At 64.3% G+C, this 26,148-nt stretch carries 24 protein-coding genes; 18 read left to right on the top strand and 6 right to left on the bottom strand.

Translation table 11 applies throughout. From position 1 onward, the window contains the following. The first annotated feature begins 11 nt into the window (after positions 1-11). The 10 genes from thiC to ACZ0BA_RS18200 all read left to right on the top strand — a co-directional run bounded on the left by thiC (position 12) and on the right by ACZ0BA_RS18200 (position 11,891). Positions 12-1,928: a phosphomethylpyrimidine synthase ThiC gene (gene thiC / locus ACZ0BA_RS18245; protein ID WP_463452630.1), complete on the top strand. Its 1,917-nt coding sequence runs from the start codon at positions 12-14 to the stop codon at positions 1,926-1,928. Between the two features lie 7 nt (positions 1,929-1,935). After that, complete coding sequence (gene thiS, locus ACZ0BA_RS18240) at positions 1,936-2,151, top strand: sulfur carrier protein ThiS (RefSeq protein ID WP_463452629.1); 216 nt, start codon at positions 1,936-1,938, stop codon at positions 2,149-2,151. A 17-nt stretch (positions 2,152-2,168) separates the two neighbouring features. Further along, a complete protein-coding gene (locus ACZ0BA_RS18235; protein WP_463452628.1) occupies positions 2,169-2,969 on the top strand; it encodes a thiazole synthase in 801 nt (266 codons plus the stop codon). Then, complete coding sequence (thiD, locus tag ACZ0BA_RS18230; RefSeq protein ID WP_463452627.1) at positions 2,966-3,790, top strand: bifunctional hydroxymethylpyrimidine kinase/phosphomethylpyrimidine kinase; 825 nt, start codon at positions 2,966-2,968, stop codon at positions 3,788-3,790. Before ACZ0BA_RS18235 ends, thiD begins: the two co-directional genes overlap by 4 nt. 27 nt (positions 3,791-3,817) lie before the next feature. Further along, positions 3,818-4,501 carry a thiamine phosphate synthase gene (thiE, locus tag ACZ0BA_RS18225; protein ID WP_463452626.1) on the top strand — a complete coding sequence of 228 codons (684 nt, stop codon included), beginning with the start codon at positions 3,818-3,820 and terminating at the stop codon, positions 4,499-4,501. A gap of 59 nt (positions 4,502-4,560) precedes the next feature. Next, entirely contained in the window at positions 4,561-5,190 is a 630-nt protein-coding gene (locus ACZ0BA_RS18220) for an ANTAR domain-containing response regulator (protein WP_463452625.1), read from the top strand. 271 nt (positions 5,191-5,461) lie between these two features. Beyond that, positions 5,462-5,914, top strand: coding sequence for a response regulator (locus tag ACZ0BA_RS18215; RefSeq protein ID WP_463452624.1), 453 nt, complete (start codon positions 5,462-5,464; stop codon positions 5,912-5,914). 136 nt (positions 5,915-6,050) lie between these two features. After that, positions 6,051-7,157 (top strand): S-(hydroxymethyl)glutathione dehydrogenase/class III alcohol dehydrogenase, encoded by a 1,107-nt coding sequence (locus tag ACZ0BA_RS18210; protein ID WP_463452623.1) that lies wholly within the window; start codon positions 6,051-6,053, stop codon positions 7,155-7,157. Between the two features lie 164 nt (positions 7,158-7,321). Beyond that, on the top strand, positions 7,322-9,487 hold the full coding sequence (locus tag ACZ0BA_RS18205; protein WP_463452622.1) for a M56 family metallopeptidase: 2,166 nt from the start codon (positions 7,322-7,324) through the stop codon (positions 9,485-9,487). 100 nt (positions 9,488-9,587) lie between these two features. Next, positions 9,588-11,891 carry a UvrD-helicase domain-containing protein gene (locus ACZ0BA_RS18200; RefSeq protein WP_463452621.1) on the top strand — a complete coding sequence of 768 codons (2,304 nt, stop codon included), beginning with the start codon at positions 9,588-9,590 and terminating at the stop codon, positions 11,889-11,891. A gap of 160 nt (positions 11,892-12,051) precedes the next feature. Here the strand turns inward: ACZ0BA_RS18200 and ACZ0BA_RS18195 are convergent, their stop codons facing one another. The 3 genes from ACZ0BA_RS18195 to ACZ0BA_RS18185 all read right to left on the bottom strand — a co-directional run bounded on the left by ACZ0BA_RS18195 (position 12,052) and on the right by ACZ0BA_RS18185 (position 14,312). Next, the gene (locus ACZ0BA_RS18195; RefSeq protein ID WP_463452620.1) at positions 12,052-12,834 is read right to left on the bottom strand and encodes a BPSS1780 family membrane protein; all 783 of its coding nucleotides are present in this window, start codon (positions 12,832-12,834) and stop codon (positions 12,052-12,054) included. After that, complete coding sequence (locus ACZ0BA_RS18190) at positions 12,834-13,790, bottom strand: homoserine kinase (RefSeq protein ID WP_463452619.1); 957 nt, start codon at positions 13,788-13,790, stop codon at positions 12,834-12,836. Before ACZ0BA_RS18190 ends, ACZ0BA_RS18195 begins: the two co-directional genes overlap by 1 nt. 108 nt (positions 13,791-13,898) lie before the next feature. Then, entirely contained in the window at positions 13,899-14,312 is a 414-nt protein-coding gene (locus ACZ0BA_RS18185) for a hypothetical protein (protein ID WP_463452618.1), read from the bottom strand. A 246-nt stretch (positions 14,313-14,558) separates the two neighbouring features. Between ACZ0BA_RS18185 and polA the strand changes: the two genes are divergently transcribed. The 5 genes from polA (at position 14,559) to ACZ0BA_RS18160 (ending at position 19,866) form a co-directional block, all read left to right on the top strand. Then, on the top strand, positions 14,559-17,333 hold the full coding sequence (polA, locus tag ACZ0BA_RS18180; protein WP_463452617.1) for a DNA polymerase I: 2,775 nt from the start codon (positions 14,559-14,561) through the stop codon (positions 17,331-17,333). Positions 17,334-17,359: 26 nt separating this feature from the next. Then, complete coding sequence (locus ACZ0BA_RS18175) at positions 17,360-18,244, top strand: dienelactone hydrolase family protein (protein WP_463452616.1); 885 nt, start codon at positions 17,360-17,362, stop codon at positions 18,242-18,244. 137 nt (positions 18,245-18,381) lie between these two features. Next, a complete protein-coding gene (locus tag ACZ0BA_RS18170) occupies positions 18,382-19,140 on the top strand; it encodes a ZIP family metal transporter (RefSeq protein WP_463454781.1) in 759 nt (252 codons plus the stop codon). 173 nt (positions 19,141-19,313) lie between these two features. Continuing rightward, the gene (locus ACZ0BA_RS18165; RefSeq protein ID WP_463452615.1) at positions 19,314-19,586 is read left to right on the top strand and encodes a hypothetical protein; all 273 of its coding nucleotides are present in this window, start codon (positions 19,314-19,316) and stop codon (positions 19,584-19,586) included. Beyond that, on the top strand, positions 19,567-19,866 hold the full coding sequence (locus tag ACZ0BA_RS18160; protein ID WP_463452614.1) for a type II toxin-antitoxin system RelE/ParE family toxin: 300 nt from the start codon (positions 19,567-19,569) through the stop codon (positions 19,864-19,866). The genes ACZ0BA_RS18165 and ACZ0BA_RS18160 overlap by 20 nt, the downstream gene beginning before the upstream one ends. Here the strand turns inward: ACZ0BA_RS18160 and ACZ0BA_RS18155 are convergent. From ACZ0BA_RS18155 to ACZ0BA_RS18145, 3 genes are read right to left on the bottom strand one after another with little or no spacing between them, the layout of a single operon-like run. Then, a complete protein-coding gene (locus tag ACZ0BA_RS18155; RefSeq protein WP_463452613.1) occupies positions 19,863-20,714 on the bottom strand; it encodes a sulfurtransferase in 852 nt (283 codons plus the stop codon). The genes ACZ0BA_RS18160 and ACZ0BA_RS18155 overlap by 4 nt on opposite strands. A gap of 12 nt (positions 20,715-20,726) precedes the next feature. After that, positions 20,727-21,650, bottom strand: coding sequence for a DMT family transporter (locus ACZ0BA_RS18150; RefSeq protein WP_463452612.1), 924 nt, complete (start codon positions 21,648-21,650; stop codon positions 20,727-20,729). A gap of 13 nt (positions 21,651-21,663) precedes the next feature. Then, entirely contained in the window at positions 21,664-22,764 is a 1,101-nt protein-coding gene (locus tag ACZ0BA_RS18145; RefSeq protein WP_463452611.1) for an aromatic ring-hydroxylating oxygenase subunit alpha, read from the bottom strand. Positions 22,765-23,121: 357 nt separating this feature from the next. On the opposite strand from ACZ0BA_RS18145, the gene ACZ0BA_RS18140 reads away from it, so the two are divergent. From ACZ0BA_RS18140 to dxs, 3 genes are read left to right on the top strand one after another with little or no spacing between them, the layout of a single operon-like run. Beyond that, positions 23,122-23,379 carry an exodeoxyribonuclease VII small subunit gene (locus tag ACZ0BA_RS18140; protein WP_463452610.1) on the top strand — a complete coding sequence of 86 codons (258 nt, stop codon included), beginning with the start codon at positions 23,122-23,124 and terminating at the stop codon, positions 23,377-23,379. Continuing rightward, the gene (locus ACZ0BA_RS18135; protein WP_463452609.1) at positions 23,376-24,266 is read left to right on the top strand and encodes a polyprenyl synthetase family protein; all 891 of its coding nucleotides are present in this window, start codon (positions 23,376-23,378) and stop codon (positions 24,264-24,266) included. Before ACZ0BA_RS18140 ends, ACZ0BA_RS18135 begins: the two co-directional genes overlap by 4 nt. Further along, positions 24,267-26,147 carry a 1-deoxy-D-xylulose-5-phosphate synthase gene (gene dxs / locus ACZ0BA_RS18130; protein WP_463452608.1) on the top strand — a complete coding sequence of 627 codons (1,881 nt, stop codon included), beginning with the start codon at positions 24,267-24,269 and terminating at the stop codon, positions 26,145-26,147. The last annotated feature ends 1 nt before the right edge of the window (position 26,148 follow it).

The following is a 26,148-nucleotide window of genomic DNA, read 5'->3' as shown; positions in this document are numbered from 1 at the left end:
CAAGGAGCCAAATGAACGCCAATCCCAAATTCCTGTCCGCCACCGCCACCGTGGACGAGGCAGCGATCAAACCGCTACCCAATTCCCGCAAGATCTACGTGGAAGGCAGCCGGCCCGACATCCGCGTGCCGATGCGCGCTATCACGCAGTCCGACACGCCCGCGTCGTTCGGCTTCGAGGCCAATCCACCGGTCTACGTCTACGACACCTCCGGCCCCTACACCGATCCGGACGCCGTCATCGACATCCGCTCCGGCCTGGCCGCCACGCCGCGCCTGCCGTGGATACTGGAGCGCGGCGACACCGAGGAGCTCGACGGCCCGACCTCCGACTACGGCAAGGCGCGCCTGGCCGATCCGGCGCTGGCCGAACTGCGCTTCAACCTGCACCGCAAGCCGCGCCGCGCGCGCGCGGGCGCCAACGTCACGCAGATGCACTACGCGCGCCAGGGCATCGTCACGCCGGAGATGGAGTTCGTGGCGATCCGCGAAAACCTGCGCCGCAAGGAATACCTGGAAAACCTGAAGACCTCTGGCCCGATGGGCCAGCGCCTGGCCGATTTGATGGGCCGCCAGCATCCGGGCCAGTCGTTCGGCGCCAGCATCCCGAACGAGATCACGCCGCAATTCGTGCGCGAGGAAATCGCCCGCGGCCGCGCCATCATCCCGGCCAACATCAACCACCCCGAGATCGAGCCGATGATCATCGGCCGCAATTTCCTGGTCAAGATCAACGCCAACATCGGCAATTCGGCGGTCACCTCGTCGATCGGCGAGGAAGTCGAAAAAATGACGTGGGCGATCCGCTGGGGCGGCGACAACGTCATGGACCTGTCGACCGGCAAGCATATCCACGAAACGCGCGAGTGGATCATCCGTAACAGCCCGGTGCCGATCGGCACCGTGCCGATCTACCAGGCGCTTGAAAAGGTCAACGGCAAGGCCGAGGACCTGACCTGGGAGATCTTCCGCGACACGCTGATCGAGCAGGCCGAGCAGGGCGTCGACTACTTCACCATCCACGCCGGCGTGCTGCTGCGCTACGTGCCGATGACGGCCAAGCGCCTGACCGGCATCGTCTCGCGCGGCGGCTCGATCATGGCCAAGTGGTGCCTGGCGCACCACAAGGAGTCGTTCCTGTACACGCACTTCGACGACATCTGCGCCATCATGAAAGCCTACGACGTGTCGTTCTCGCTGGGGGACGGCCTGCGCCCCGGCTCGATCTACGACGCCAACGACGAAGCCCAGCTGGGCGAACTCAAAACCCTGGGCGAACTGACGCAGATCGCCTGGCAGCACGACGTGCAGGTGATGATCGAAGGCCCGGGCCACGTGCCGATGCAGCTGATCAAGGAGAACATGGACCTGCAGCTGGAGCAGTGCCACGAGGCGCCGTTCTACACGCTGGGGCCGTTGACCACCGACATCGCGCCCGGCTACGACCACATCACCTCCGGCATCGGCGCCGCGCAGATCGGCTGGTACGGCACCGCGATGCTGTGCTACGTCACGCCCAAGGAGCATCTGGGCCTGCCGGACAAGAACGACGTCAAGGACGGCATCATCACGTACAAGATCGCCGCCCACGCGGCCGACCTGGCCAAGGGCCATCCGGGCGCGCAGATCCGCGACAACGCGCTGTCGAAGGCGCGCTTCGAATTCCGCTGGGACGACCAGTTCAACCTGGGCCTCGACCCGGACAAGGCGCGCGAATTCCACGACGAGACCTTGCCCAAGGACTCGGCCAAGGTGGCGCATTTCTGCTCGATGTGCGGCCCGCATTTCTGCTCGATGAAGATCACCCAGGAGGTGCGCGAGTACGCCGCCGCCAACGGCATGAGCGACGGCGTGGCGATCGAACAGGGCATGCAGGTCAAGGCGGTGGAGTTCATCAAGAACGGCGCCGAACTGTATCGCAAGCTGTGAGGCCGGCATGACGGACGACTGCATTTCGATAGAACTGAACGGCGCGCCGCACCAGGTGCCGCCGCAACAGACGCTCGACCAGCTGGTCGACGCGTTGTCGCTGACGGGCCAGGCGCTGGCGCTGGCGGTCAACCGCGCGGTGGTGCCGCGCCAGCAATGGCCGCGGCGCGTGCTGCAGCCGCTCGACAAGGTCGACATCGTGCGCGCCATCGGCGGCGGCTAACAAGGAAAGGAACAGACATGAGCAACGATGCAACAGACAATCAAGACTACCTCACCATCGCGGGCAGGCAATACGGCTCGCGGCTGCTGGTCGGCAGCGGCAAATACAAGGACCTGCAGCAGACCCGCGAGGCCACCGACGCCGCCGGCGCGCAGATCGTCACGGTGGCGATCCGCCGCGTCAACATCGGCCAGGACCCGAAGGCGCCCAGCCTGCTGGACGTGCTGCCGCCGTCGCAGTACACCATCCTGCCCAACACGGCCGGCTGCTACACCGCCAGGGACGCGGTCTACACCTTGCAGATGGCGCGCGAGCTGCTCGACGGCCACAAGCTGGTCAAGCTCGAAGTGCTGGGCGACGAGAAGACGCTGTTCCCGCACATGCCCGAGACCCTGATCGCGGCCGAGGCCCTGGTCCGGGACGGCTTCGACGTGATGGTCTACTGCAGCGACGATCCGATCCAGGCCAGGCTGCTGGAGGACATCGGCTGCGTGGCGGTGATGCCGCTGGCGTCGCTGATCGGCTCCGGCATGGGCATCCTCAATCCGTGGAACCTGTCGCTGATCATCGAGCAGGCCAGGGTGCCGGTGCTGGTCGACGCCGGCGTCGGCACCGCGTCCGACGCCGCCATCGCGATGGAGCTCGGCTGCGACGGCGTGTTGATGAACACCGCCATCGCCGGCGCGCGGGACCCGGTGCGCATGGCGCGCGCGATGAAGCTGGGCGTGCAGGCCGGCCGCGAAGCCTATCTGGCCGGGCGCATCGTGCGCAAGTTCGCCGCGTCGCCGTCGTCGCCGATGGCTGGCCGGCTGGCATGACGGGCACTGCGTCCGCGCGGCCCTGCGTGCTGGTGTTTTCCGGCATGGACCCTTCCGGCGGCGCCGGCATCGTCGCCGACGCGCAGGCGGTGGCCGGGCAGGGCGCGCACGCGCTGTGCGTGGTCACCGCGCTGACGGTGCAGGACAACGACCGCGCCTACGCGGTGCAGCCGGTCGAACCGGACCTGCTGCTGCGCCAGGCGCGCGCGCTGACGTCCAAGATCGCGGTGGCCGCCGTCAAGATCGGCATTCCGGGCAGCGCCGCCAACGCGCTGGCGATCGCGCAGGTGATCGGCGAGCTGCGCGCGCTGCAGCCGGCGCTGCCGGTGGTGCTCGACCCGGTGCTGGCCAGCGGCCATGGCGACATGCTCTCGCGCGGCGACGCGGTGGCGGCGCTGGCGCCGTTGCTGCCGCTGGTGACGGTGCTGACGCCGAACGCGCCGGAGGCGCTGGCGCTGAGCGGCCAGGCCACGGCCGACGCGCAGGCGCGGGTGCTGCGCGCGCTGGGCTGCCGCCACGTGCTGATCACCGGCGGCCATGGCCAGGGCCAGGACCAGGACCAGGACCAGGACGTCACCGACGAGGTGGTGAACCGCTGGTTCGGTCCCGGCGACGATCCACCCGACACGCGGCAATGGCGCTGGCAGCGCCTGGACGGCGGCTTTCATGGCAGCGGCTGCACGCTGGCCTCGGCCATCGCCGGCCAGCTGGCGCTGGGCATGCCGACCGGCTACGCCCTCGAACAGGCGCAGTCCTATTGCAATGCCGCGTTGCGCGGCGCCTACAGCATCGCCCCCGGCCAGCGTATCCCGCTGCGCTAGACCCAACCATCATCAGGAGAACGCATCATGCAAGGACTGTATCTGGTCACCCCCAACTGGGACGACACCGCGCGGTTGCTGGACGCGAGCGAAGAGGCGCTCGACGCCGGCGCGGCCGCCAAAAAGGACGGCATCGGCGGCGGCGAAGGGCTTGGCAACCTCGTCGCGCTGCTGCAATACCGCCACAAGGAAGCGGCGGGCGAGCTGCGCCTGGAGCAGGCCGCCGCGCTGCTGGCGCTGTGCCGGCGCTACGGCGTGCCGTTCATCGTCAACGACCACGTCGAGCTGTGCCTGCAGACCGGCGCCGACGGCGTGCACCTTGGCGGCACCGACGCCGATGTGGCGCAGGTGCGCGGCCGGCTCGGCGCCGACAAGATCATCGGCGCGTCGTGCTACGGCGACCTGCCGCGCGCGCTGGCGGCGCAGCGCGCCGGCGCCAGCTATGTGGCCTTCGGCGGCTTCTACCCGTCCCGTGTTAAGCAATACGCGGTCACCACGCGGCCCGAGATCCTCGACCAGGCGCATGCAACGATCCGCGTGCCGACGGTCGTCATCGGCGGCATGACGCCGGAGAACGCGGCGCCGCTGGTGGCGCGCGGCGCCGGCATGGTCGCCGCCATCAGCAGTGTCTATCAAGCTGAAAGCGTGCGCGACGCGGTCGGCCGATTCGCGGCGATGTTTGTCTTACACAACAACCGCAAATCATTCTAGCGCCAAGGTCTTTCCGCTTTATAATTGGGCCGTTAGCAATAGCCCAAGGTTGCCGCCACATGCCAGTTTCTCCTAGCCCCAAGCGTCTGATCCTTATCGTCGACGACGACCAACTGCTGCTCGATTTTCTCGGTGAGGTGCTCGGCAACGCCGGCTACGACATCCTGAAGGCCTCGTCGGCCGAGCAGGCGCTGGGCGTGATCGCCCAGCGCGAACCGGACCTGGCGCTGCTCGACATCCACATGCCCGGCATGACCGGCCTGGAACTGGCCAAGCAGCTGCACGCGACCAGCTCGGTGCCGTTCATGTTCCTGTCCGGACGCGGCGACGCCGACGCCGGCAAGCAGGCCGCCTCGTACGGCGCGGTCGGCTTCCTGGTCAAACCGGTCGACGAAAAACACCTGATGCCGGCGTTTGCCGCCGGCCTGGCGCGCGCCGACGAGATCCGCCAGCTGCGCCGCACCGAGCTCAATCTGAACGCCGCGCTGGCCGCCGGGCGCGAAACCAGCCTGGCCGTCGGCCTGCTGATGTGCAAATTCCAGACCGACCGCAACACCGCGTTCGAGGTGTTGCGCGACCACGCGCGCTCGAACCGGCGCAAGGTCAACGAGGTGGCCGACCAGCTGCTGGCGGCCGAGGAAACGTTAAACGGCTTGCACACGGCGTTTAACCAACGTCTGAAAAAGTAGACAACAGCGTCATTGCGTGACACCGAAGGCGGGAATTTCCCGCCTTTTTATTTCCTTGTGGAATTTTTGTTGTACAATATCAACTAGCAACACCGTACCAGTAACACAGCATCGACCGCCGCAGGGCCTGATCTTCGCCTGCCGCCGCTCCGGCCGCCACTTCCCCGCGGCCGTCCCAACCTCTCGGCCCAACTCCGCCGACCTGCTTCCGTCAGCTTTTACCCCATCGCTGCCGGCTTTGCATTGATTTCAGCCTTGTGCGGAGAACACCATGACCAACGATGCATCCAACGACACCTTTCGTGCGTTCGGCGACCACGACGGCGCCCCGATCGGCTTTTCCATCTACGCGGCCGCGCCGCGCGTGCTGCACATCGACAGCGACGCCGACGCCGCGCTGGTGCTGGCCACGTTGCTGGTGCCGGAAACCCAGGTGACCCACGTGGCGACCATGGCCGCCGCCCGCGAGCTGCTGCACCGCGAGCAGTTCGCGCTGGTGGTGATCGATCCGGACCTCGAGGACGGCGACGGCGGCGCGCTGCTGCACGGCTTGCACCAGCACCAGCACGACGCCCGCGTGCTGCTGTACTCGGCCCGCCATCCGGAACGCCACACGGCCGGCAGCAGCTTCCTGCCCAAGCCGTGGACCTCGCCGCGCCAGCTGTGGCGCACGGTGTCGGACCTGCTGGCCATCGGCCCGGCGATGCCGGTCGAGCCGCAATAGGCCGCCGCCGCTTGCAAGGCAGCTGCAATATCCCTGTTTGGCCCCCGGCTTGTTATCATGATGGATCGACCGCAACGGTTCGCCGTTCCGGTCTCCCGGATTCCGTCGTATTCCCTACACCGCCAAAGGACAAACAATGAAAACCAAAGCCGCCATTGCATGGCAAGCGGGCCAGCCGCTGACGATCGAGGAAGTCGAGCTTGGCGGGCCGCGCGAAGGCGAAGTGCTGGTCGAGATCAAGGCCACCGGCATCTGCCACACCGATTACTACACCTTGTCGGGTGCCGACCCGGAAGGCATCTTCCCGGCCATCCTGGGCCACGAGGGCGCCGGCGTGGTGGTCGACGTCGGCCCCGGCGTCAAGTCGCTCAGGAAGGACGACCACGTCATTCCGCTGTACACGCCGGAATGCCGCCAGTGCAAATTCTGCCTGTCGCAAAAGACCAACCTGTGCCAGTCGATCCGCTCGACCCAGGGCCGCGGCCTGATGCCCGACGCCACCAGCCGCTTCTCGATCGACGGCAAGCCGATTTACCACTACATGGGCACGTCGACGTTCTCCAACTACATCGTGGTGCCGGAAATCGCGCTGGCCAAGATCCGCGAGGACGCGCCGTTCGATAAGGTGTGCTACATCGGTTGCGGCGTCACCACCGGCGTCGGCGCGGTGCTGTTTACCGCCAAGGTGGAGGCGGGCGCCAACGTGGTCGTGTTCGGCCTGGGCGGCATCGGCCTGAACGTGATCCAGGCCGCGCGCATGGTCGGCGCCGACAAGATCATCGGCGTCGACATCAATCCGGCCCGCCAGGACATGGCGCGCAAGTTCGGCATGACCCATTTCATCAACCCGACCGAGGTGGAAAACGTCGTCGACACGATCGTCCAGCTGACCGACGGCGGCGCCGACTACAGCTTCGAGTGCATCGGCAACACCACCACGATGCGCCAGTCGCTCGAGTGCTGCCACAAGGGCTGGGGCCAGTCGATCATCATCGGCGTGGCGGCGGCCGGACAGGAGATTTCCACCCGTCCGTTCCAGCTGGTGACCGGCCGCGTGTGGAAGGGGTCGGCCTTTGGCGGCGCCCGTGGCCGCACCGACGTGCCGAAGATCGTCGACTGGTACATGGAAGGCAAGCTCAACATCGACGACCTGATCACCCATCGCTTGCCGCTCGAGCGCATCAACGAAGGCTTCGACCTGATGAAGAGTGGCGAATCGATCCGTTCCGTCGTGATCTACTAAGGACGATCGCCGCTTCGGCAAGGATGTAGAAAAAAAGTTCTAGACATAGCGTTCTAGATAATTTATTCTACATCCATCAACCGGGGAGTGCGGCATGGTTACGTTACACAGCAAGTCAGGTATTACGTTACGCATCGACATCAATTCACGGCGGGCAGGCCTCCATGGCTAGCGCGCTGTCCGTCCTCGTGCCGGCCATCGGCTGGGCGCTGCTGCACTTCATCTGGCAAGGCCTGCTGATCGGCTGGGGCGTGTCGATTGCGCTGTTTTTACTGCGCAAGGCGCGTCCGCAGACGCGTTATGCGGTCGCCTGCGCCGGCTTGTTGCTGTGCGCCGCGCTGCCGCTGGCCAGCATCATCATGCAGGTCAACGCGGCCGATGCCGCCGAGCGTACGCTGGGCGCCGGACTTGGCGCCGCCGCCTTGCTGATTCCCGTCCTCTCGGCCGGCGCCGACGCCGCTCAATCGGGCGTCGTCGCCGCCAGCGCGTTGATCGACGACGGCACACTGGCCGGCTGGGAAGCCACGTTGCGCGGCCAGCTGGCGTGGGTCGTCGGGCTGTGGCTGGCCGGCGCCGCGCTGATGTCGCTGAGGCTGACCATTGGCCTGAAATGGGTTGCCGACCGCACCCGCAGCGACCACTACACCGTCAACCATTATTGGCAGCGCCGCTTGTCGGAGATGGCGCGCCGCTTCGAGATTCCGCAACACGTGCGCCTCGGCGTGGCCGACCTGCTCGACAGCCCGATCACGGCAGGCTGCTGGCGCCCCATCGTGCTGGTGCCGGCCTCGCTGATCACCGGCATGGCGCCCAACCTGCTCGAGGCGCTGCTGGCGCACGAGCTGGCGCACATCAAGCGCCGCGACTATTTGGTCAACCTTATTCAAAGCGCGGTGGAAATCGTGCTGTTCTATCACCCTAGTGTTTGGGCCTTGTCGCGCCGTATCCGTGTAGAGCGAGAACAAATCGCCGATGACCTTGCAGTCACCATGCTCGGTCAACCGCAGATGCTGGCAAAGGCCTTGTCCGAACTGGATAAGTTCCAGTTCGATACCACACAACTAGCCCACGCGGCTCACGGAGGAAATCTCATGTCTCGTATTAAACGCTTGCTGCGTCCCGATGTTGAACCGGTCAGCTGGAAAATGACTGTGCCCCTGATCGGCCTGTTCGCGGCCACGGCCGTGTTTTATGTGCAGGCCGCGCCGCAGCCGTCGACCGCGCTGCCGGCTGCCATCGGGGCGGTCGCCGCCGTGGAAGCGGTGGCCGACGCCGCACCGGCCGCAGAGATGGCCGAACTTCCAGCGTTGCCTGAATTGCCGGAGCCGGCTTTGCCACCGGAGCCGCCCGAGGTGGCCGGAGTGGCCGGAGTGGCCGGAGTGGCCGGCGTGGCGCCTGCGGCACCGGCCGCGCCAGCCGCTCCCGCTGCGGCTGCGATGCCCGCCGCACCGGCGATGCCGGCCTTGCCTGCCATTCCAGCGGCCCCGGCAGCGCCAGCGCTTCCCGCCGCGCCGGCGGCACCGGCCGCGCCAGCTGCGCCTTTCTCGTTCGGCGCCAGCGCGATCAACCTGTCCGTCAACAGCGGCGACCATGCCTACGCGATCGTCACCAGGGATATCGATCAAGTTCAGGTTTCCGGCTCGTCCGACGACATGCGCCGCATCGCCGAACTGCGTACGAGCGCCAAGGGCGACTTCGTCTGGTACCGCGAAGGCGGCAAAACCTATCTGATCAACGACCCGGCCGTCATCGCCAAGGTCCGGCAGCTGTGGAAGCCCGTCAACGAGCTCGGCGAGCGAATGGACGCGCAAGGCAAGCGGATGGACCTGCAGGCCAAGGTCATGGACGGCCTGGCCGCGCGGATCGACGCGGTGACCCGCGACGTCGACAGTGGCCCTGTGGCGCAAGAGCGCCAGCGGCTGGAGCGCCAGATGGAAGCGCTGGCGGCGAAGCAGGAAGCGATCGCCGAGCGCATGGTGGCCGCGAGCGGACCGCCGAGCCACGACCAGGGCAAGGAAAGCCTGCGCAAACAGCGCGAGCTGGAGGCGGCGCTGCACCGCGAAATGGCCCCGACGCAACGCGAAATGGCGCAACTGCAGCGCGACATGGCCGAGAAAATGGCCGGCCTGCAGCGTAACCAGGCGCCGATGAAGGCGCTCAACCTGCAGATGGCCGAAGCCAGCAAACCGATGGCCGAACTGGGGCGCCGCATGGGCGAACTGGGCCGCGAGCAGGCCAAGGCCAGCCGCGAAGCCGAGCGCAACTTCAAGGCGCTGGTGCAGGACGCCATCCGCAGCGGCAAGGCGGTGCCTGCACAGGGCGTAATGTAGCGGGAGCGTTGGCCGCCGGGCCGCTTCGGCGCATCCCGGCGGATGCCGCAACGCCACACATGGACCGACCCCGAAAGGCCGCTGCCGGTATAATCACGGCATGCAAAATCTTCTTCACAATCTTAACGACGAACAACTCGCTGCCGTGACCCTGCCGGCCCAAAGCGCCCTGATTCTGGCGGGCGCAGGCTCCGGCAAAACCCGCGTACTGACGACTCGTATCGCCTGGCTGATCCAGACCGGGCAGGTGTCGCCGTCCGGCATCCTGGCGGTGACCTTCACCAACAAGGCCGCCAAGGAAATGACGGCGCGCTTGTCGGCGATGATGCCGATTAATACACGCGGCATGTGGATCGGCACCTTCCACGGATTGTGCAACCGGCTGCTGCGCACGCACCACCGCGACGCCGCACTGCCGCAGACGTTCCAGATCCTCGATTCGCAGGACCAGCTGTCGGCGATCAAGCGCCTGATCAAGGCCAACAACATCGACGACGAGAAGTTCCCGCCGAAGGATGTGATGTATTTCATCAACGGCGCCAAGGACCAGGGCCTGCGCGCCGACAAGATCGACCCGTACAACGCCGACGAGCGCAAGAAGGTCGAGCTGTACCAACTGTACGACGATCAGTGCCAGCGCGAAGGCGTGGTCGACTTTGCCGAGTTGCTGCTGCGCACCTATGAACTGCTCAGCCGCAACCAGCCGTTGCGCCAGCACTATCAGCAGCGCTTCCAGCACATCCTCGTCGACGAGTTCCAGGACACCAACGATCTGCAATACAAGTGGCTCAAGCTGCTGGCCGGCCACGGCGAGCAGGGCGGCGGCGCGCTGTTTGCGGTCGGCGACGACGACCAGAGCATTTACGCCTTCCGCGGCGCCAACGTCGGCAACATGAGCGCCTTCGAGCGCGAGTTCCACGTCAAGAACCTGATCAAGCTGGAGCAGAACTACCGTTCGCACGGCCACATCCTGGACGCGGCCAACGTGCTGATCGCCAACAACAGCAAGCGTCTGGGCAAGAACCTGCGCACCGACGCCGGCCATGGCGAGCAGGTGCGCGTGTACGAAGCGAGCTCCGACCTGGCCGAGGCGCAGTGGATCATCGAGGAAACGAAAAACCTGATCGCCGACGGCGCCTCGCGCAGTGAGATCGCCGTGCTGTACCGCTCCAACGCGCAATCGCGGGTGATCGAGCACGCGCTGTTCTCGGCCGGCATTCCGTACCACGTCTACGGCGGCCTGCGCTACTTCCAGCGCGCCGAGGTCAAGCATGCGATCGCGTATTTGCAGCTGATGGACAACCCGCACAACGACTCGGCCTTCCTGCGCGTCGTCAACTTCCCCACGCGCGGCATCGGCCTGCGCTCGATCGAGGCGCTGCAGGCGGCCGCCGACCAGCACCGGGTGTCGCTGTACGCGGCGGTGCCGTACGTGATGGGCAAGGCCGGCTCGTCGCTGGGCGGCTTCGTCAAGCTGATCGAAGGCGCCCGGTTTGAAACCCAGCAGATGGCGTTGCCGGAACTGGTGCGTGTGGTGCTGGAGGCCAGCGGGCTGCTGGCGCACTACCAGACCGAAAAAGAAGGCGCCGACCGTATCGAGAACCTGGAGCAAATGGTCAGCGCGGCAACGCAATTCGTCTCGGAAGAGGGCTTCGGCCAGGGCGCCCCGGCGCATCTGGGACCGCGCGCGCAGGAGCAGTCCGGCCTGCCGGTGGTCAACGAGGACGGCTTCGAAATCCTCGACGCCGACGCCCCGCTGGCGACGGTGATGTCGCCGTTGTCGGCGTTCCTGTCGCACGCCTCGCTCGAGGCCGGCGACAACCAGGCCACGGCCGGCCAGGAAGCAGTGCAGATGATGACGGTGCACTCGGCCAAGGGGCTCGAGTTCAACAACGTCTTCATCACCGGGCTCGAGGAGGGCTTGTTCCCGCACGAGAGCAGCTCGCGCGAGGACGGCGGCGTGGAAGAGGAGCGGCGCCTGATGTACGTGGCGATCACGCGCGCGCGGCAGCGTCTGTACATGTGCTTCGCGCAGACGCGCATGCTGCACGGACAGACCCGCTACAACATGAAGTCGCGTTTCTTCGACGAATTGCCGGAGGACGCGCTCAAGTGGCTGTCGCCGAAGGTGCAATCGCACTGGTTCGCCAACAAGAAGACGCCGTGGGACGATGTCGTGCCGCTGACCGGTTCGGACAACGCGATCGCGCAAAAGATCGCGCACAAATCGCCGGGCGCGGGCTGGCGCATCGGCGAGTCGGTCGCGCACGGCAAGTTCGGCGAAGGCGTGATTGTCAACATCGAAGGCAGCGGCGCCAACGCCCGGGCGCAGATCAACTTCGGCAGCAACGGCATGAAGGTGCTCGACCTCAGCATCGCCAAGCTCGAGCGCCTGAACCACTAACCCGTCGGGGTCAAGTCTGTCATTCGGACACGAGCTTAGCCGTGTGCCGCCCAGAGACGGATGCGTGCAGCGTAAACCGCCAAGCTCGGCCGTCGATTCATGCTGAACTACGGTCCAGGCCGTGTCCGAATGACAGACTTGACCCCGGCGTGGCCCGTGGTTAAAGCAGGGGCTCGGGGGTGTCGTCTTTAACAGGCACAGCGAGGTCGGTCGGGCCGAAGATTTGCCGGTACGCGACGTACAAGGTGCAGTGCGTCAGTACGATGGTGATCAGGAACAGCGTGAAGATGCCGGCCACCGCCAGTTGCGACGAGCCCAGGATCAGCACGACGATCTTGCAACCGACGAAGTACATCAGGTGCAACGTCACCGCAGCCGTCAGGAACGCTTTCCAGCCACGCAACACCGCGACCACGCTGAAAAACAGCGCCTTGTTCAACTTCATCTGTTGCCAGTAGATCAGCGGCGCCGTCAGGCAGGTCAGCATCCAGCCGACCGTGTAGATCGTCGACGCGGTGAACACCGCGCCGAGCAACCCTTCAAGCTGGTCCGGGTCCATTTTCGGCGGCCGCGTGCTCATCTGCATGACTGCGTCGCCGGCCATCGCGTACAGCACCCCCAGCGCCATCACCATCAGCAAAAAATTGAGCACGCCCATGGCCAGCAGCGGACTGCGCACCGGCTTGCGGAAACCGCTCAGCAGTAAATTCGGCAGCGCACGCTTGCCCTGGTCGACCTGCGCACAACCTTCCAGCAGCGCGACCGTAAACAGCGGCGTGAGGATGAACGGCGCGATCTGGCCCAGAAACGGCACGATCATCGAGAACAACGACACGAACATGCAGCAAAAGAACAGCGCCATGAGCCCGCCGGGCTGCTTGCGGAACAGCATCATGCCCTGCTTGACCCATTGCCATCCGGCGCGCGCGGGGAATTTATTCATCAGAAAAGCTTCGGCGCCAGCGTGGCGATGCGTTCGCGCAAGATGCGCTCAAAGTGGGTCGGATCGTGCGGGGTTAGCATTTCGGCTTCGCGCGGCTGGTAATAATCATACAGGCGCGACAGCCAGAAGCGCAGCGCGGCAGCCCGCAGCATCGGCTGCCAGGCGGTTTGTTCGGCCTCGGTGAACGGCCGCACGCCGTGGTAGGCGTCGAGCAGCGCGCGCACGCGGGCCGTGTCGAGCACGCCGGTGTCGAGGTCGATGCACCAGTCGTTGACCGTGACAGCCACATCGAACAGCCAGGTGTCGCAACCGGCGAAGTAAAAATCGAAGAAGCCGGTCAGCCGCTCGCCGTCGAACATGACGTTGTTGCGGAACAGGTCGGCGTGCACGGGGCCGCTTTGCAACTGGCGGTAGGTGGCGCAACCGGCAAACGCCTCCTGGAAGTGCATCTCGGCCTTGAGCAGATGGGCGTTGCCTTCGGACAGGAAAGGCAGCACTTGCGGCGTGGTGGCGTTCCACCAGTCCAGGCCGCGCAGATTGGGCTGTTGCAGCGGGTAGTCGCGGCCGGCCAGATGCATGCGCGCAAGCATGGCGCCCACTTCGGCGCAATGCGCCGGTTGCGGATCCATCTGCGAGCTGCCGTCGAGCTTGGTGACGATGGATGCCGGCTTGCCGTGCAGCGACGCGATCAGCTCGCCCTTGTCGTTGGCGATCGGCGCCGGCACGGCCACGCCGCGATCGGCCAGGTGGCGCATCAGGTTCAGATAGAACGGCAGTTGCTCGAACGATAAGTTTTCAAAAATCGTGAGCACAAACTCGCCGCGCTCCGTGGTCAAGAAGAAATTGCTGTTCTCGATGCCGGAGGCGATGCCCTTGAGTGCCAGCGGTTTGCCGAGGGGGAATTGCGTGATCCACTGGGTGACATCGTCCAGGGTGACCGGGGTAAACACTGCCATGTGCAAACTTGATGAGGTTCGGTGTAGCGGCGCCCGCCTTGGCGGACGTCCGGAATGCCTGCCGAGGCAGGCGCGTCTGTGATGATATGTTCGGTGATACTACCGCGTTTACTTGGCCGCTGGCGCTGCCGGCGGCGGTGGCGGGGCGTCGGCCTCGACCGCCGCTTCGTCTTCCGGATTTTTCTTTTTCTTGCCGCCAAAGGTCATCACGGTCCACTGCGGACCGCGCGCGGCGCCGGACATGGCGTCGCCCGGCAAGGCGCTGCCGACCGGATGGGTCGGGCGCAAGGTGTACGTGCTGGGACCGCTTTTAACGGTCGCTTCCACCACGTTGCCGCTGTTGTCGCGGCGTTCGGTGATCTGGCGCTCGGGCGCCGGCTTGGCGGTCACGGTGATCGGATCGTCGCCCACTTCCTCGATTTTTTCCAGTTTCGGCGGCGCCTGGCTCGGCGTCGACTGCGCGAACGCGTTGGCGCCGAGCGCCAGGAGGAGTGCCGGCCAGAGGAGGGAGGTGCGCGTCATGATGGATCGCCTTAGTAGGTAAGAAGCCGTGGAATTTTTATGTATGATCCATTGTAACAAACAGACACGCTTCGCTGTGCGCGGTGGCCGATTTCCGCCGGATTTATGGCGTAATTCCCAACAGAGAACATTGAATATTGTCATACTTGAAACGCGGGCCCGACAGGCGGACGCCGGTCAAAACCTGCGATAATGCGGCATTCGTGGCAAATCACGCGCTTTTGCCCTCACATTTCTTTAGTTCCTATGCAAAATACCCTGCTGTTAGTTGACGGTTCCAGTTACCTTTACCGCGCCTTCCACGCGCTGCCCGACCTGCGCAGCCCGGACGGCCACCCTACCGGCGCCATGCATGGCATGGTCAATATGCTGCGTCGCCTGCGCGCCGACTATCCGGCCGCCTACATCGCCTGCGTGTTCGACGCCAAGGGCAAGACCTTCCGCGACGACATGTATGCCGACTACAAGGCCACCCGTGCGCCGATGCCCGACGACCTGCGCCTGCAGATCGAGCCGATCCACGAGGCGGTCAAGGCCATGGGCTGGCCGATCCTGATGGTCGACGGCGTCGAGGCCGACGACGTCATCGGCACGTTGTCGGTGGACGCCGCAAAGGCCGGCATGAACGTGGTGGTGTCGACCGGCGACAAGGATCTGGCGCAACTGGTCAATCCGCAAGTCATGCTGATCAACACGATGACCAACGAGAAAATGGACGAGGCCGGCGTGCTGGCCAAATTCGGCGTGCCGCCGAACCGCATCATCGATTACCTGACCCTGATCGGCGACACCGTCGACAACGTGCCCGGCGTGTCCAAATGCGGACCGAAGACGGCGCTCAAGTGGCTGACGCAGTACGACAGCCTGGACGGCGTGATGGCCAATGCCGACAAGATCACCGGCGCCGTCGGCGAGAACCTGCGCAAGGCGCTCGAGTGGCTGCCGAAGGGACGCGAGCTGATCACCGTCAAGACCGACTGCGACCTGTCCGAGCACATGATGTCGATCAGCGAATCGCTGGTCGCGCGCGCCGAGGACGCGGAAACCCTGCTGACCTTCTTCGGCAAATACGGTTTCAAGACCTTGCTGCGCGAGCTGAACGCGCTGACCCCGGCCGCACCGATCGGCGCTCCCGGCAAAGCTGCTGCCGCTGCCGCTGCGGCCGGCGGCGCGGTCTCGGCCAACGGCGACCTGTTTGGCGAAGTGCCGAAGGTCAACGTCAACTACGAAACCGTGTTCAACGACGAGCAGCTCGACAAGTGGATCGCGCTGATCGGCGCCGCCGAGCTGACCGCCGTCGACACCGAAACCACGTCGCTGGAGCCGATGACGGCGCAGCTGGTCGGCATTTCGCTGTCGGTGCAGCCCGGCGTGGCCTGCTACATCCCGGTCGCGCACGCCTATCCCGGCGTGCCGGAACAATTGGCGCGCGAGCATGTGCTGGAAAAACTCAAGCCATGGCTGGAGGACGACACCAAGCTCAAGGTCGGCCAGAACCTGAAATACGACAGTCACATCTTCGCCAACCATGGCGTGCGGCTGCGCGGCATCCATCACGACACCCTGCTGCAATCGTATGTGTTCGAATCGCACCGCACGCACGACATGGACGGCCTGGCGCTGCGCCACCTGAACCATACGACGATTCCGTTCGTCGATGTCTGCGGCAAGGGCGCCAGCATGATCACCTTCGACAAGGTGGACATCGCGCGCGCCACCGCCTACGCGGCCGAGGACGCCGACATCACGCTGCGGCTGCACCTGGCGATGGTCGGCGAGGTCGAGAGCGACGAGCGCCTGAGCTATATCTACCGCAACATCGAGCTGCCGACGGCGGTGGTGCTGCAAAAGATCGAGCGCAACGGCGTCCACATCGACGCCGCGCTGCTCGACACCCAATCGGCCGAGCTGGGCGCGCGCATCGTCGAGCTCGAGGCCAAGGCGCACGAGCTGGCCGAGCAGCCGTTCAACCTGGGTTCGCCAAAGCAGATCGGCGAAATCTTTTTTGAAAAGCTGAAGCTGCCGGTGGTCAAGAAAACCCCGAGCGGGGCGCCGTCGACCGACGAGGAAGTGCTGCAAAAGCTGGCCGAGGATTATCCGCTGCCGAAGGTGCTGCTGGAATACCGCAGCCTGTCGAAGCTGAAGTCGACCTACACCGACAAGCTGCCGAAGGGCATCAACAAGGAAACCGGCCGCGTGCACACCAACTACGCGCAGGCGGTGGCGGTGACGGGACGTCTGGCGTCGAACGATCCGAACCTGCAAAACATTCCGATCCGCACCAAGGAAGGGCGCCGCATCCGCGAAGCGTTTATCGCGCCGCCGGGCAGCCACATCGTCTCGGCCGACTATTCGCAAATCGAGCTACGCATCATGGCGCACATTTCGGGCGATGAAAACATGCTGCGCGCGTTTGCCGAAGGCGTCGACATCCACCGCGCCACCGCCGCCGAGATCTTCGGCGTCGCGCCCGACGACGTGACGAGCGAGCAGCGCCGCTACGCCAAGGTCATCAACTTCGGGCTGATCTACGGCATGAGCGCGTTCGGCCTGGCGTCCAACCTGGGCATCGAGCGCGCCGCCGCGCAAAGCTATATCGACCGCTATTTCGCCCGTTTCTCCGGCGTGAAGCAATATATGGACGACACGCGGCTGCAGGCCAAGGCGCGCGGTTATGTCGAGACGGTGTTCGGACGGCGCCTGTGGCTGCCGGAGATCAACTCGCCGAACGGTCCGCGCCGCCAGGGCGCCGAACGGGCCGCGATCAACGCGCCGATGCAGGGCACGGCCGCCGACCTGATCAAGCTGGCGATGGTGGCGGTGCAGAACTGGCTCGAGACGGACAAGCTGCAGACCAAGATGATCATGCAGGTGCACGACGAACTGGTGCTGGAAGTGCCCGATGCGGAGCTCGAGCTGGTCAAGCGCAAGCTGCCGGAGTTGATGGCCGGCGTCGCGCAGCTGAAGGTGCCGCTGACGGCCGAAGTGGGCGTCGGCAAGAACTGGGATGAAGCACATTAATTGACGTTAAACCAAGGAGGAGTCGCATGGATGATTTGAAGCGGGACGCAGAGAGTTTGCTGACGAAAACCAGTTTGTCGGACGGTGTCGACCGCCGCGACTTCCTCAAGGTGGCGCTGGGCAGCGGTTTCGCCGTTGCCGCGATGCCGGTGATGGCGCAAAACGTCATCAAAACCGACACCGCCGGCCTGACCGCCGGTACCGTCACGCTCACGGTCGACGGCCAGACGGTGCCCGTCTACCGCGCCCAGCCGGAAGGCAAAACCAACCTGCCGGTGGTACTGGTGATCTCCGAAATCTTCGGCGTGCACGAGCACATCGCCGACGTCGCCCGCCGCTTCGCCAAGCTCGGCTACCTGGCGCTGGCGCCGGACCTGTTCGTGCGTCAGGGCGATCCGCAAAAATCCGCCTCGATCGCCGACCTGCAGCGTGACATCATCTCCAAAACCCCCGACACCCAGGTCATGACCGACCTCGACGCGCTGGTCGCCTGGGCCAAGGCCAACGGCGGCAATGCCGACAAGATCGCCATCACCGGCTTCTGCTGGGGTGGACGCGTAACGTGGATGTACGCGGCGCACAATCCGTCGATCAAGGCCGGCGTCGCTTGGTACGGCCGCCTGGTCGGCACCTCCAACGCCAACACGCCCACCAATCCGATCGATATTGCGGCCAAGCTGAACGTACCCGTGCTGGGCCTGTACGGCGAGAAAGACACCGGCATCACCCAGGATTCGATCAAGGCGATGCAGGCCATGCTGGCCAAGGGACCGAACAAATCGACCTTTGTCATCTACCCCAATTCCGGCCACGCCTTCCATGCGGACTACCGTCCCAGCTATGTGGAAGCGGACGCCAAGGACGGCTGGGGCCGCATGCTGGCGTGGTTCAGGCAGAACGGGGTCGCCTGAACCCGGTCAATACAGCCGTTTTAACTGTTTTTAGCCAAAAATGAGCAGGAAAGCGTGCCGGGCGGTAAAATAACGCCCCCGGCCTGCGCAGCGGCACGGCTCCAGGTACAAGAGGCTATAACATCGATCCCATTCTCATCTCCATATTACTGGCGACCACACTAGCCGGTGTCTTCAGCATTTCAGCCGCTGCCGTGTTCTCCTTTACGCTGCTGTCGAAGGTGGTCGAGCCCATGGTCAGCCTGTCGGTCGGCATCATGCTGTCGACGTCGCTGCTGCACGCCTTGCCGGAAGCGTTCGAATCGCACGCCAGCGCGCGCAGCCTGTTCGCGACCCTGCTGGCCGGCCTGCTGGCGTTCTTCCTGCTGGAAAAGCTGGCGATCATGCGCCATTCGCACCATCACGAGGGCGACGGCCACCACCATCATCACGGTCACGACAAGCACGAAGCAGGCAAGGCCGGCTGGATGATTCTGGTCGGCGACGGCATGCACAACTTCACCGACGGCATCCTGATCGCTGCCGCCTTCATGGCCAATCCGGAGCTGGGCCTGGTGACGGCGCTGGCCATCATCGCCCACGAGATTCCGCAGGAGATCGGCGACTTCATCGTGCTGCTCAACGCCGGTTTTTCGCGGACGCGCGCGTATGTCTACAATTTGCTGTGCAGCTTGCTGGCGATCGCCGGCGGCCTGCTGGGTTATTACACGCTGGACCGCGCCAGCGAGCTGATTCCGTATGTACTGGTGTTCGCGTCGTCGGGCTTCATCTACATTGCCGTCAGCGACCTGATGCCGCAGATGCAACGCCGCGCCACCTTGCGCGAATCGGTGCCGCAGGTGTTGCTGATCGCCACCGGCGTCGCGATCGTACTGTTCCTGACCCGCAACCATTGATCCACGCGTTCCGCTTGCGCTGAAGCGCTAGCGGCCAGCACCGCCGGGCGTATCATGGCGATACCTCACGAAGAAGTAATGGAGCAGGCTTGGCGCATATTGAATAGTCGTGCCAAGCCGAAGTAAGACGGGCTCAGTTGCGCATTCGGTCGGGCCGATTGCCAGGAGAAGATATGGATTTGAAATCGACAAAGCAGTTGGCGGCGTTTGCTGCGCTCTCCGATGCGGAGCGTTCACGCTTGGAGCAGTTGGCAGCGATGGCGAAGCTTAGCGCCGACGATCTTTGGCCGGATGTCTGGCTTTACGGTTTCGACGACGTCGAGAAGGGGATTCTTGCAGACATTGAAGCCGACGAGTACTTTAAGTCCAACGCGGGCATCGACAACGCGGAAGTGATGGCTGATATCAAGAAATTGATTGCTGTCCATGGCAAGCCAAGGGGCTAAGCAAAAGAACTTTCCCGTGCGCTGGATTCCCAGTGCGCGCAACGCCTATACGCAATCCATTACTTATATTGCTAGCCAAAACCAGGAGGCTTCGACGCTCGTAGCACAACGCGTGGAAAAAGCGCTTCTTCTGATTTCTGCTCAGCCAGAGATAGGAACTCCCACTCGTGCAGGGCGTCGCCGATACCCAGTGCCGAGAACAGGGCATATTCTGGAGTACTACTTCGCGAGCAATGAAGTCAGAATCACTCGTTGGGCGCGGCACAGTCGTGGGCCTTAGCCCCCGGTCGCCACTGGCCTTTCCGGGTCCGCGCACCACTCGCTCCACGAGCCGGGATACAGCGCCGCGCCGGGCAGTCCGGCAACCTCCAACGCCAGCAAATTGTGGCAGGCCGTCACACCCGAGCCGCACTGCATGATCGCTTGCGGCGCGGCCGCGAACAACGGCGAGAATTCCTGCTTCAACTGTTCGGCGCTTTTGAAGCGACCGTCCGGCGTCAGGTTGTCCTTGAAGAAGCGGTTTTTGGCGCCGGGGATGTGGCCGCCGACCGGATCGATGGTCTCGTTCTCGCCACGGAAGCGGTCGGCCGCGCGCGCGTCCACCACCACCCGCGTCTGCGTGACCAGGTTCGATTCCACATCTTCGACCGTGACCGTGTGCATCAGCGATGGCTTGTCGGCGATGGTGCCGCCGGAGCGCGTGACCACCATCGTCACCAGCGGCAAACCCTGCGACTGCCAGGCGGCCAGGCCGCCGTCGAGCACCGCCACCGCCGGATGGCCGATCCAGCGCAGCAGCCACCACAGGCGCGCGGCGAACATACCGCCGTGCGCGTCGTACGCCACCACTTGCGTGTCGTCGTCGATGCCCCAGCTGCGCAGCGTCGCGATCAGCGCGGCGCGATCCGGCAGCGGATGGCGTCCGTGGAACTTGCCGTCCGCATCGATCTTGGCGCCGGACAGGTCGGTGTCGATATTGGCGAACCGGGCGTTCTGGATATGTCCGATGGCAAAACCTTCCCGGCCCGCGTTAGGGTTCATCAGATCGTGCCGGCAATCGAGGATGACCCACTTGTCATCGTTCAGATGCTGGGACAGGTCGGCGGCGCTGATCAACGTGGTGTGCATATTCCGGACTCCTTAGACTTCGCTGGCGATCGGGTCGGTATTGGCGATGGCCTTACCGCGTTCGGTGTTGCGGGTATTGTAGAACGTCGCGGCCACGCCGGACGCCAGAATGATGCCGATGCCAGCCCAGCTGTGCCAGCTGAACACGTCGCCGAACACCAGCACGCCCCAGATGCTGGAGAAAACGATGCCGGTATATTGCAGATTGGCGACCACCAGCGTCTGGCCGAGGCGGTAGGCGCGCGTCATGGCGATCTGGGCGCTGGTGGCGCACACGCCGATGCCCAGCAACAGCAGGGCGCCGTGGACCGTGTTGACCGGATGCCAGACGGCAGGCTTGTCGCCGGCGAACAGGAAATTGCCGGCCACGCCGGCGACGATGTTCATCACCGCGAAGTAGAACACCACGCGGTTCTCCGGTTCGCCGGCCAGGCCCAGCTTGCGCACCTGCATATAGGCCATCGCCGTCAGCACGCTCGAGAACAGCGCGATCAGCGCCGGCACCAGCTGGTTGGCGTGGAAGGCCGGCTGCAGCAGCAGCGTGACGCCGACAAAGCTCATCGCCACGGCCACCAGCAGCGGCCATTTCACCTGGTCCTTGGCATGCCACCAGCCCATCGCGAACAGCCAGACGGCGATCCATATCGGCGACAGGTAGTTGAGCGTCATGGCCGTGGCCAGCGGCAGGTTGGCGATCGAGTAGTACCACAGCCACAGCGAGATGACGCCGATCAGGCAGCGCCAGAAGTGCGCCATCGGCATGGTCGTGCGGAAACTACCGCCTTGCGCGCGGATGATTACCCCCAGCACGATGACGCCGACGATGCCCCGGTACATGACCATTTCAGACGTGGAAAACTCTTCGGAAGCCAGCTTGACGCATACCCCCATGATGGCGAACATGAAGCTAGCAAACAACATCCAAAGCGATTGCATCCGAAATCCGTTTCTATAAGTCTATGTTGGCGCGGTACCACTCGTGGAAATGCTGCATGCCGTCTTCCATCGGCGACTGGTAGGGACCGGCGTCGCTGGTGCCGCGCTCGAACAGGGCCTTGCGGCCGGCGTCCATGCGCAGCGCGATCTCGTCGTCCTCGGCCACGGTTTCCATGTAGGCGGCGCGTTCGGCCTCGATGAACTCGCGCTCGAACAGCACGATCTCCTCGGGGTAGTAGAACTCCACCACGTTGCGGGTGCGCTGCGGGCCGTCCGGCCACAGGGTCGAGACGATCAGCACGTGCGGATACCATTCGACCATGATGTTCGGGTACAGCGTGAGCCAGATGGCGCCGTACGGCGGTGGTTCGCCGCCACGGAACTTCAGTACCTGCTCCTGCCAGCGCTTGTAGATCTCGGAGCCCGATTTGAGCAGGCCCTTGTTCACGCCCACGGTTTGTACGCTGTAGTCGCGGCCGAATTCCCAGCGCAGGTCGTCGCAGCTGACAAAGCCGCCCAGGCCCGGGTGGAACGGCTCGACGTGGTAGTCCTCCAGATAGACCTCGATGAAGGTCTTCCAGTTGTAGTTGCAGATCTGGACTTCGGCGTGGTCGAACATATAGCCGGAAAAATCCAGGTCGCCGGTCACCGACAGGTTCTTGAGCTTGTCCATGACGTTGTAGCCGTTCTGCTCGAACAGCAGGCCGTTCCAGCTTTGCAACTGGGTCTTGGGCAGGTTCAGGCAGGGCGTTTCGGCGAAATGCGGCGCGCCGATCAATTCGCCCTTGAGGTCGTAGGTCCAGCGGTGCAGCGGGCAGACAATGTTGTTGGCATTGCCACGGCCATTGAACATCAGCGCCTGGCGATGGCGGCAGACGTTGGACAGCAATTCAAGCCCGTTTGCGTTGCGCACCAGCATACGCCCTTCGTTTTCGGAAACGAGGGTCGCAAAGTCGCCGACGTTCGGCACCATCAGTTCGTGTCCGACGTAACGCGGACCGGCCTGGAATAATTGCTGCATTTCACGCTGCAACAGCGCTTCGTCGAAGTAGACGTTTACCGGCAGTTGCGCGTGTGGACGCGCCAGCTTGGCGTGGGTACCCAGATCGGACATCCCAACCCCCCTTAATATGTACATCAAACCAAAGAGAGACAGAATCCGTAAAGACCTGAATTCAAGTTCGTTGAAAATGGTATTTCGGACAGAACCGGCGATTATAGCGTGTTTCATCCCCTGCCGACAGACGCCAGTGCTTGTTTTCTGTGCAAAAACTTGTAACAAACACATGCAGATCATGCATATGGGGTCGATTGCGATAAAATCCATAGTTCGCCAACGGTGCGGCCGCTATAGTTCCACCGGAGAAGGTGGTTTGTTCTAAAATAACGGGCTACACTGCGCTGGCGGGTATTGTTAACCGCAAGTTAGCCTGGAATAAGCCCTGAAGTTTGCCTTGAAGCCTGAGTGACTATGTCTAAGAAATTAACCGCCGACGCGACCGCCGCCGCCCCCGTCTCGTTTGAAGAAGCGATGGCGGAGCTGGCAACCCTGGTCGCGCAAATGGAAGCAGGGCAACTGCCGCTCGAAGCGTCGGTGGCAGCCTATGCGCGCGGCTCGGAGCTCGTCAAGTTCTGCGCCGCCCAGCTGGAAAAAGTCGAATCCCAGGTCAAGGTGCTGGAAGGCGACATGCTCAAGCCGTTCGCCGACAGCGGCGAGGCCGACCAATGAGCGGCGCCTTCGACGACTGGATGAAAACGGTGCAGGCCGGGTCCGAAAACGACTTATCCGGTTTCCTGCCCGCCGCAACGACGGTGCCCGCCAAGCTGCACGACGCCATGCGCTATGCGCTGCTCGGCGGCGGCAAGCGCGTGCGTCCGCTGCTGGTGTACGCCGCCGGCGCGCTGTTCGACGCCGATGCCGCCACGTTGAGCCGCGCGGCGGCCGCCGTCGAAATGATCCACGCCTATTCGCTGGTGCACGACGACATGCCATGCATGGACGACGACGCGCTGCGCCGGGGCAAGCCCACCGTGCACATCGCCTACGACGAGGCGACCGCGCTGCTGGTCGGCGACGCGCTGCAATCGCAGGCTTTCCTCGTATTGTCGGAGGCGACCGGCGTGCCCGCGTCGCGTCAGGTGGCGATGCTGCGTTTGCTGGCGCACGCCTCCGGCTCGGCCGGCATGTGCGGCGGCCAGGCCATCGATCTCGACAGCGTCGGCCTCAGCCTGACGCTCGAACAGCTGGAGCAGATGCACCAGCTCAAAACCGGCGCCTTGCTGCGCGCTGCCGTGATCCTTGGCGCGCTGGCCGGCAAGGATCTGGACGACGCCGAACTGGCCGCGTTCAACACCTACGCGCGCGCCATCGGCCTGGCGTTCCAGGTGGTTGACGACGTGCTCGACGCCACGGCCGATTCGGCCACGTTGGGCAAGACCGCCGGCAAGGACGCCGCCGACAACAAGCCGACCTACGTGTCGATACTGGGTCTGGAACCGTCGCGCGCGCTGGCGCAAACATTGCGGCTCGATGCGCACGCAGCGCTCGCGCCGTTCGGAGACAAAGCTCTGCGGTTACGCGAACTCGCGGATTTGATCGTGCAGCGGAAGGCATAAATGAACTTGCTACAAAATATAGATTCACCAGCCGATGTGCGCAAACTGGCGTACACCCAACTGACGCCGCTGGCGCACGAACTGCGCGCCTACCTGCTCGATTCGGTCTCCAAGACCGGCGGACACTTGTCGTCCAATCTGGGCACGGTCGAATTGACGGTGGCGCTGCACTACGTGTTCAACACGCCGCACGACCGCATCGTCTGGGACGTCGGCCATCAGACGTACTCGCACAAGATCCTCACCGGACGGCGCGATCGCATGAACACCCTGCGCCAGTTGAACGGCATCTCCGGCTTCCCCAAGCGCGACGAGAGCGAGTACGACACCTTCGGCACCGCGCACTCGTCGACGTCGATTTCGGCCGCGCTGGGCATGGCGCAGGCGGCCAAGATCAAGGGCGAGCAGCGCCACGCCATCGCCGTCATCGGCGACGGCTCGATGACCGCCGGCATGGCGTTCGAAGCGTTGAACAACGCCGGCGTGCAGGACGACATCAACCTTCTGGTCATCCTCAACGACAACGACATGTCGATCTCGCCGCCGGTCGGCGCCTTGAACCGCTACCTGGCGCGATTGATGTCGGGGCAGTTCTACGCCGCCGCCAAGAACGTCGGCAAATCGGTGCTGCCCGGCCCAGTGCTGGAACTGGCCAAGCGCCTGGAGGAACATGCCAAGGGCATGGTGGTGCCGGCCACGATGTTCGAGGAGTTCGGTTTTAACTATATCGGCCCGATCGACGGCCACGATCTGGACTCGCTGATCCCCACGCTGCAAAACATCAAGCAGCTCAAGGGGCCGCAGTTCCTGCACGTGGTGACCAAAAAAGGCCAGGGCTACAAGCTGGCCGAGGCCGAGCCGACCTTGTACCACGGTCCAGGCAAGTTCAATCCGGCCGAGGGCATCAAGCCGGCTACCGCTCCCGGCAAGATGACCTACACCGAGGTGTTCGGCAACTGGTTGTGCGACATGGCGGCCGCCGACAAGAAGCTGGTCGGCATCACGCCGGCCATGCGCGAAGGCTCGGGCATGGTGCGCTTCGAGCAGGAATTCCCGGACCGCTACTTCGACGTCGGCATCGCCGAGCAGCACGCGGTGACCTTCGCCGGCGGCCTGGCCTGCGAGGACATGAAGCCGGTGGTGGCGATTTATTCGACCTTCCTGCAGCGTGGCTACGATCAGTTGATCCACGACGTCGCGCTGCAAAACCTGGACGTGACGTTCGCGCTGGACCGCGCGGGGTTGGTCGGCGCCGACGGCGCCACGCACGCCGGCAATTACGACCTGGCTTATCTGCGCTGCATTCCGAACATGGTCGTCATGGCCGCGTCGGACGAAAACGAATGCCGCCAGATGCTCACCACCGGCTACCAGTACAACGGTCCGGCGGCGATCCGCTATCCGCGCGGCGCCGGCATCGGCGCGGCCATCGCGCCGGAGCTGACCACGATCGAAATCGGCAAGGGCGAGATCAAGCGCGCGGGCAAAAAGATCGCGATCCTGGCATTCGGTTCGATGGTGACGCCGTCGATGACGGCGGGCGATACGCTCGATGCGACGGTCGCCAATATGCGCTTCATCAAACCGCTGGACGTGGAGCTGGTCAGGAAGCTGGCCGCAGACCACGACTATCTGGTGACGGTGGAAGAGGGTGCGATCATGGGCGGCGCCGGTTCGGCCGTGGCCGAGGCCCTGGCCGCCGAAGGCATCGCCAAGCCGCTGCTGATGATTGGTCTGCCTGACAAATTCATCGACCATGGTGATCCGGTCAAGCTGCTGGCCAGCGTAGGTCTGGATGGCGCCGGCATCACGGCCTCGATCAAGAAGCGCTTCGACAGCGCCGGCGAAGAGCCGCGCCTGGTGGTCGTCAACAACGGCTGAT

This window comes from Duganella sp. AC917 (genome assembly GCF_979258245.1).
The sequence above is the reverse complement of the archived record's forward strand: the minus strand, read 5'-3'. Positions and strand labels throughout refer to the sequence as shown.